Source organism: Mesorhizobium sp. M1E.F.Ca.ET.063.01.1.1, from assembly GCF_003998155.1.
In the GTDB taxonomy this organism is placed as follows: Bacteria; Pseudomonadota; Alphaproteobacteria; order Rhizobiales; family Rhizobiaceae; genus Mesorhizobium.
Window position 1 is genome coordinate 1 of the sequence record NZ_RZSC01000329.1, and the last position, 6,372, is coordinate 6,372.

At 62.2% G+C, this 6,372-nt stretch carries 8 protein-coding genes; 4 read left to right on the forward strand and 4 right to left on the reverse strand.

Features of this window, described 5'->3' with window-relative positions; translation table 11 throughout:
• Positions 1-33: 33 nt before the first annotated feature.
• Together EOA29_RS21425 and EOA29_RS21430 are read right to left on the reverse strand one after the other, a co-directional pair.
• Positions 34-993, reverse strand: a complete 960-nt coding sequence (locus EOA29_RS21425) for a LacI family DNA-binding transcriptional regulator (protein ID WP_348628908.1) — start codon at positions 991-993, stop codon at positions 34-36.
• 153 nt (positions 994-1,146) lie between these two features.
• Positions 1,147-2,373, reverse strand: a complete 1,227-nt coding sequence (locus EOA29_RS21430; RefSeq protein WP_126094498.1) for an anion transporter — start codon at positions 2,371-2,373, stop codon at positions 1,147-1,149.
• Between the two features lie 648 nt (positions 2,374-3,021).
• Between EOA29_RS21430 and EOA29_RS21435 the strand changes: the two genes are divergently transcribed.
• The 3 genes from EOA29_RS21435 (at position 3,022) to EOA29_RS21445 (ending at position 4,884) form a co-directional block, all read left to right on the forward strand.
• On the forward strand, positions 3,022-3,228 hold the full coding sequence (locus EOA29_RS21435) for a hypothetical protein (protein WP_348628909.1): 207 nt from the start codon (positions 3,022-3,024) through the stop codon (positions 3,226-3,228).
• A 93-nt stretch (positions 3,229-3,321) separates the two neighbouring features.
• Positions 3,322-3,774, forward strand: a complete 453-nt coding sequence (locus EOA29_RS21440) for a GFA family protein (protein WP_126094500.1) — start codon at positions 3,322-3,324, stop codon at positions 3,772-3,774.
• Positions 3,775-4,338: 564 nt separating this feature from the next.
• A complete protein-coding gene (locus tag EOA29_RS21445; RefSeq protein WP_126094501.1) occupies positions 4,339-4,884 on the forward strand; it encodes a PAS domain-containing protein in 546 nt (181 codons plus the stop codon).
• A 23-nt stretch (positions 4,885-4,907) separates the two neighbouring features.
• Here EOA29_RS21445 and EOA29_RS21450 read toward each other — a convergent pair whose 3' ends face one another.
• Entirely contained in the window at positions 4,908-5,297 is a 390-nt protein-coding gene (locus EOA29_RS21450) for a hypothetical protein (RefSeq protein ID WP_126094502.1), read from the reverse strand.
• A gap of 56 nt (positions 5,298-5,353) precedes the next feature.
• Here EOA29_RS21450 and EOA29_RS21455 point away from each other — a divergent pair, with 56 nt between their 5' ends.
• The gene (locus tag EOA29_RS21455) at positions 5,354-5,530 is read left to right on the forward strand and encodes a hypothetical protein (RefSeq protein WP_210213162.1); all 177 of its coding nucleotides are present in this window, start codon (positions 5,354-5,356) and stop codon (positions 5,528-5,530) included.
• An 89-nt stretch (positions 5,531-5,619) separates the two neighbouring features.
• On the opposite strand, the gene msrA is transcribed toward EOA29_RS21455, so the two are convergent.
• Entirely contained in the window at positions 5,620-6,138 is a 519-nt protein-coding gene (gene msrA, locus EOA29_RS21460) for a peptide-methionine (S)-S-oxide reductase MsrA (protein ID WP_126094504.1), read from the reverse strand.
• Positions 6,139-6,372: the final 234 nt, after the last annotated feature.

Sequence of the window (6,372 nt, forward strand, 5' to 3'; positions counted from 1 at the left end):
GTAAAGCGCCGGTTACGGAAAGCAGCGGCGCGCTCATGCCGGCCTCGCCTCGGCCGGCCCCGCGCCGCTGGAGGCGATGCGCTCGCTGAGCAGCGCCGCCGCCTGGCGGCCGATCTCGGTGCAAGGCTGCTCGACAAGCGTCAGCCTGGGTTCGAAGCAGTCGGCCCATTCGAAATCGTCGAAGCCGACCAGCGAGAGGTCACGCGGGATCGAAAGACCCTTCTCGCGGATGGCGCGGACTGCCCCGATCGTCGTCATGTTGTTGCCGGTGACCAATGCGGTGGGCGGCGCGGGCAGCGACAGGATCGCATGGGTCGATACCGTGGCGCTCGCCGTGTCGACATTCTCCGGCGAGACATAGTGCGGCAGGCACTCAAGTCCATTGGCTGCAAGCGAGGCGCGGAAGGCGTCGACGCGCTCGCGCGTGGTGGCGAGCCCCGGCTGGCCGGCAATGTAGCCGATACGCCTGTGGCCGAAGGAAGCGACATGGTCGATCAGCGCCCGCATCGCCGTCTCGTTCTCGACGCCGATCTGGTCGAAGCGGTCGTCGGCGAAGCGGTCGATCAAGACGCAAGGCAGCTTCTTGTCGGCGAGATAGGCGATCGCGCGCTCAGGCGAACCGGACGGGGCCAGGATCACGCCGTCGACGCGGCGCTGGTGGAAGGCGCGCACCACTTGGAGCTCGCGGTCGGGGTCTTCCTGCGTGTCCGACAGGAACACCATCAGGCCGAGCCGCGCGCATTCGGCTTCGACGGCGCAAATGATGTCGGTGAAGTAAGGGTTGGAGATCGCCGAGATGGCGAGCCCGACGCTGTTGGTCGAGGCGACTTTCAGCGAGCGCGCCAGCTCGTTGGGCTGGTAGCCCATGGCGGCGATGGCGTCGTTGATGAGCTGCGCCTTCTCGGGCGAGACGAAGCGCGTGCGGTTGACGACATGCGAGACGGTGGAAACCGAAACGCCGGCGCGGCGCGCGACCTCAGCCATTGTCGGCATGCGAACGGAGTGCCCGCAAGCGCTCCTCCCTTAGATGCGTTTCCCGTCCGCTCTTCGGCGGATCTGGCGAGACCATAGAGCCATCGAAACGTTTGCGCAATCGATTCGATGGACACCCGCGACAGATTTTTGTCGCGGCGGAAAAGTTCGAAGTCAGGAGGTGAAAGCCAGCCAGGCCGTGCCGGCGAGGAGAGTCAGCAAGGTCAGCGGCAGGCCGACCTTGAAGAAGGCGGAGAAGGACAGTTCCTTGCCCGCCGCTTTCGCCTGCTCGGCGACGATGAGATTGGCGACGGAGCCGAGCAGGGTGAAATTGCCGGCGAGCGTCGAGCTCATCGCCACGACCAGCCAGGCGCGCTCAGGGTTTCCGAGGCCCGGGATGAAGGGCCTCAGCGCCAGCACCGCCGGCACGTTGCTCATGATGTTGGAAAGCACCGCCGTGAAGCCGGAGAGCCGCCAGACGTTGTCGAGACCGATAGTCTTCGCCCAGGCGACCATGTCGGGAGTGAGCAGCGTGCGCTCGGCGCCCGCCACGACCACGAACAAGCCGGCGAACATGAACAGCAGCGGGCCGTCGATCTCGCGGTAGATGCGGTGCGGCTTGATCGCGCGGGTGACAAGCAGGAAGGCGCCAGCGATCAGCGCCGCCTTGGCGACAGGCACGCCGGCAAAGAAGGCAATGGCCAGCGCCACGCAGACGATGGTCGCTTTGAGCACCTGGCCGGGCAGCATACGGCCGCGATAGACCTCGGGGCTGAGCTCCACCGTGCGGGAGAATTCAGCGCGGTAGACGATGCGGATGATGACGATGACGGCGATAAGGCCGAACAGCGCGACAGGCGCGAGCGCCGCCGAAAAGGCCGGATAGGAAATGCCCGACAGCGCGCCGATCACCATGTTCTGCGGGTTGCCGGTGATGGTGGCGACGCTGCCGCAGTTGGAGGCTGTGCAGGTGGCGATGAGGTAGGGAACCGGATTGCGGTTTATGACGCGGGTGACGTGGACGACGATCGGCGCCATCACCAGGCAGATCGCGTCATTGACCAGGAAGGCCGAGAGCACGCCGGTCAGAAGCGTCACCATGATCAGAAGCATGAAGGGCGCGTGCGCATGCTCGATGGCGAAACCGCCCAGCGCGCGGAAGGCGCCGGAAACGTTGAGATGCGCCACCACGATCATCATGCCAAGCAAGAGCGTGATGGTGTCGAAATTGATGGCGCGGTAGGCGTCTTCCATACCGATCGCGCCGATAGCGATCATGGCGGCGCCGCCGAGCAGCGCGATGCCGGCGCGATCGAGGCGCAGGCCGGGAATGCGGCCGACAGCAACCCCGGCATAGGTGGCTACCAGGATGAAAAGCACGCCCGCGCCGGTCCATGTCATTGCCGGAAGATCCCGTTACCTGCCCTTGCCCGGCGGAATCTGCTCGGGCGCTCTTTGCCGGACCACCTTTAGCAAGGGCGGCGCAAAGGGGAAGCGTCGACCGATGAAACTTTCGTCATCCGTCGCCGGGCTTTTATATCGCGGATGGCTAATGTAATATTTTCCAAAAAACCGGGCCGACTATCCAGTCGTTGGGGATCAAACGGATGAACACGGTCGTTGAGGCGGAGCATCGCGTCTCGCCCGAGGAAAAGCCGATGCCCTCGATAGAGTGCCGGCGCTGCCACGGCGCCAGGAAAGTCTTCGTTTGCGAACGCTGGGTCAGTTCCAACGGTCATTGCTGCCCGGAAGGGACACACCGGCTGAACTGCCCAGGGCAAAGTATGGCGTGCCTCGAATGCGGCGGACACGAAGGCAAAAACGACTGACCGGTCGCGCCGCCCAGCCGAAGCCGGCGGGCGCTCCGGGCGATGGCACCAGGGCGCCGCTCAAAAGACTTGCGGTGTTCCGGCGGCGATCCATACTCGTTACCGAAAAGTCCATGACTGGAATCCCGGTACCTCCATGAAAAGCCTGTCGATCATTCTTACTGCCGGCACGATCTTGTGGGCAACGTGCGCCGCTCATGCCCGACCTGACACACGCGCCATGAGCTGCGCCGAGGCGCAGGCGCTGATCCAGAGCCGGCACGCCGCGGTGCTGACCACCGGGCCCAACACCTATGATCGTTTCGTGCGCCAGTTCGGCAATGAGTGCGACTGGCCGGAGGTGCCGATCTCGGTCGCGATTCCGACCCGCGACGGTCCATGCCGCGTCTACCGCTGCGAGGAACCGGTCTTCGACTTCCCCGGTTGAGTGACGCTTCCACCTGCAGTGCGGAACCGTTGCGGCGGCGCTCGAATTGTAGCGGTTAGCGATCCCGCGAGACCGGCTGCAGGAGGAACGGCCATGTCCAACGATATCATCCGCAGCGGCAGTTGCCTGTGCGGCGGCGTGCAATTCCGGGTAACCGGCGAGCCGCTGAGGGTCGGCCTTTGCCATTGCAAGGACTGCCGCAAGACCAGCGGCTCGGTCTTTCACGCCTTTGCCGTGTGGCCGCGCCAAGCTTTCGAAAGCACTGGAATCACCAGCACCTATGGCGATCGCAGCTTCTGTCCGACCTGCGGCAGCCGTGTGCCGTCCGTCGGAGAGGACGAGGTCGAGGTGATGATCGGCAGCCTCGACGTCGCGCCAACCGAAGGGCTGGTGCCCAGCTACGAACTGTGGATTGGCCGCCGCGAGCACTGGTTGCATCCCCTGCCCGAGGCGCGTCAGTTCGACCATGACAGGATTGCCGACGATTCGGCGGCCGATGGTGGCGAACCGGAGACGGGCGGGGAGCCACATCGGCGTTCAGCCTAGGTCTTGGCGCCGGCAAGGCTTAAGTCCGATGCCAGAGAGAGCTTCGGTTTCAGTGAGTCGGCAATGTGTCCGGAAATGGTCGGCCGCTGACCCGCGAGGCCCTATCTTCTTCCTGAAGTACGCGCATTTTCAACCACCGGTCGGTTTGCCGGAGCGACAACGGCCGTTAGCATCCCGGGCGCGGCGAAACCTTTTGGAGGCCGCTTTGGCCGGCGCGGCTCAGGCAACACACCAGCATTGCCGCGCCGGCCTTGCAAAATAGATAGAATGTCCAGCCTTGGCACGCATCCAGGCGAATACAACTTTAAGATTATTTTGAATGGCGCGGTTTTTGCCCATCGCGGGAAGCGCCAAGCTTCAGTTGCAGCAGCGAAGTGAAAATTGTTTCGGCAAGAGAAAATTTATTCATCATTCGTATTTTCTGGTTATGCCAACCATGCCATCAAACTATGTAAGCAAGCAGCGGTCCCTATGATTTTCTGCCTTGTACAAATGCCATCTTTGTTTCTTTGGGATTTTGCGACATAGTACTGGCGAATCTTGAAACCGGACGGGGCGGTTTTCATGACGTCGGCGCCCGAACGCAGCCGCTACGCGCATATGCGGTATCCACCGATCGACGGGTTCTGGACCTGGGATATCAAGCGTGACCGCATCTACGGGGATGCCAATCTATCCGCCTATTTCGACCTGACGCTCGAGGAATTCTCGCATGGCGCTCCGCTGGAAAGGTGGATGCAAAGCATCGAGCGGGAGGACCGGTCGAGGGTTCGGCTGGCGATCCGCAAGGCGATAGAGCGCAGGTCAGGCTTCCGCGAAGTCTACAAGGTCCGCTCGGAAAAGATGGGACTGCGCAAGATCCTTGCCGTTGGCCGATGTTATGTCGACGGCATGGGCGAGGCGGCGCTCTATCCAGGCTGGTTCGTCGATCTGACGCAGGACGCCGCGTGCGAAGAGCATTCGCTGCGCGAAATTCACGACCATGTCGAGCAGGCTCAGGCGATCGCGCAATCGATCGGGCACGACATGCTGTCTTACCTGCTGGACAACATCCAGGAAGAGATCCGGCAAAGGCTTGGCGAGAAATCGAGGGGGCACAAATCGTCCTGAAGCGAACCTTGCCAGTTTCTGGGCTAGCTTCTGGGCGCGAGCCTTCCGCGCCTGCCGACCTCGGCCGTCACCATGCGCGCGAAATGCGACTGGGGCGAGCGGCGCTCGATGAGCTTGGCTCGTTCGAGCGCGGCATCGGCATAGAATTCGATCAGCACATTAGCGGCTTTGATGGCGTCGGCCTGCATCCGTCCGACATCGGCCTCCCCACTCGAAGGTTCGCTCCTGGCAATCACGTCAAGCATGGCTTGCAACTTGTCGGGAGTGCTGCCCTCATCTTCGTGCATGGTCGCTATCCGATTGGGGCGTAAAATATCGACATTTTTTCGTAATGTCCAACCGGTTTGTTGATCGAGGTCAATGCAACCGGATACGTCCCCACCGTTAATCGCGTCACAATCTTCATGCAGCATAGTTAGCCAGATCTACTTCGCAGACATTGGGGACACCGATGGACCAGCCAAGCAAAATGGAAAACCTGCAGTTTGCGCAGGGGATATTGCGGGAGCTTCGCCAGAGGGCTGAGGCCGATGGCGAAAAGCTGCTGACCTATCTCATCGACATGGCCTATCTCGAAGCCAGCGACCGCATCCGCGCCCATTGGATCGGCAGCCACGAAAACGAGAATCGCCGAGCCAAGGGCTGAGTCCGCATGCCGGAACACAAAAAGCCCGCCATGCCTTTCGGCACGGCGGGCGTGATCGTGCAAAAGCGGCTGCTGCGTAGCCGCTATTTTTATGATGCGGCGGCCTTTTGACGGACCGGAAGCTTCCAGCCCGGCCGGACGAAATGGCAGGTGTAGCCGTTGGGATAGCGCTCGAGATAATCCTGATGCTCGGGCTCGGCCTCCCAGAAGGGACCGGCCGGAGCGAGGTCGGTGACGACCTTGCCGGGCCACAGGCCCGAGGCGTCGACATCGGCGATGGTATCCTCGGCCACCCGCTTCTGCTCGTCGCTGGTGTAGAAGATCGCCGAGCGGTAGCTCATGCCGACATCGTTGCCCTGGCGGTTCCTGGTCGTCGGGTCGTGGATCTGGAAGAAGAACTCGAGCAGCGTGCGGAAACTGGTCTTGGTCGGATCGAAGATGATCTCGATCGCCTCGGCATGGGTGCCGTGGTTGCGGTAGGTTGCGTTCGGCACGTCGCCGCCGCTGTAGCCGACACGAGTGGAGATCACGCCGGGGAAGCGACGGATCAAATCCTGCATGCCCCAGAAGCAGCCGCCGGCAAGGACCGCACGTTCGGAAGAAGCCATGTCAAACCTCCTTTGGATTTCTCCATAGGTGGGGATTGTGGCCTGCTTCTTCCAGCCGCTCAAGCGTCCGACAGGGTGAGGCAACAGAGCGCGGAGTTACCTGGTCTTGTCCGAACCGGATAGATAGGTAACAGAATGGACCGATTAGATGGGTGACAGTTTTCTCGTTTGCCGGGAGGACCGGCGATGGTTTGGCGAGAGACTGGACTCATGGACGAGCGGCTTCGTTTTGTT